1 protein-coding gene is annotated in these 1,000 nt (G+C 55.9%); it reads right to left on the reverse strand.

Translation table 11 applies throughout. From position 1 onward, the window contains the following. A partial coding sequence (locus AC0ZWN_RS28795) for an IS4 family transposase (protein ID WP_476337712.1) occupies positions 1-1,000 on the reverse strand: 1,000 nt, incomplete at both ends.

A 1,000-nucleotide genomic window follows, 5' to 3' on the forward strand; every position in this document is an offset into this window, starting at 1 on the left:
TTTTTGAGATCTTCACCGTCCTTGGCCTCGAAGGCCTTGGGCGGTGATCCAGAAACAGCCCGCCAACGCCTTTTCTAAGTTCCGCCAACCGTCTACCCGTCGCTGAAACAGGATTGGCCGCAGCCATCACGATCAACTGCACGGCGATGTACTGGCAAACCGGCTTGAAACGGATGTCCGACGGCGCTCGACCAAACGCCACTGCTGCCTGACTTGCCTCCCGACGAATCACGTTGTAAGCCAGCAACAACCCCCACACTTCCTGGTAGATCAGATCGATCTTTTTGCTGCGCAAGGTCATTGCGTTTTGCTGCATTGAGCTTTTGATATCCCTGAAGCCCAATTCGATTTCCCAGCGCTCCTGATAAAGCTTGGCAACAGACTTGGTGCTGTAGATCTTGGCCGGCAACGACGTCATGACTGTTTTTACTTTGCCTTGAATTTCATAACTGACTTCACGCGCCTCCCAGTGTGTGGGAAGAGTCGGATTTCGCTTTCTGGCTTGCGGCGACACTTTCATACGCACCAAACGGTCGTGCTGGTTGTAACGGGCTATCTCCTCGCAAACCAATCCCTTTTTTGCCGGAATCAGCCAGTGGCGCTGGTTGCCGTCTCCGCTCAGGCTGAGCATGAGATCGGCGCTCCAGAATCCCTTATCGAACAGCGTCACGGAGTGGTCCGGGATCTGCTGCAAAAACTCATCGGCCAGACGCATTTCGCTGCGTCGGTAAGGGCTAAGCTGTGCATCCAGGATCAGGTGTGAACGCACATTCATCAGCGCCACCAGGCGCAGCATGGGAAAGGGAGTCTGGCGGTCGGTCGAGGTGTTTCCAGAACCGAAATGGTCTCGCAACTCCGGCGTATCCGGCGTGCGCAGAAGCGCACCATCGACTGCAAATACTTGCAGATCCTGCCAGGCATCATCGGGATAGCGCTGCGCGCCCCATTGAGTAGCCGTTTTGCGAAACAACCACTCAACCGGGTCGGCCCCCAGCCGCTT

Source organism: Pseudomonas sp. 3B-A001-10F (assembly GCF_056313565.1).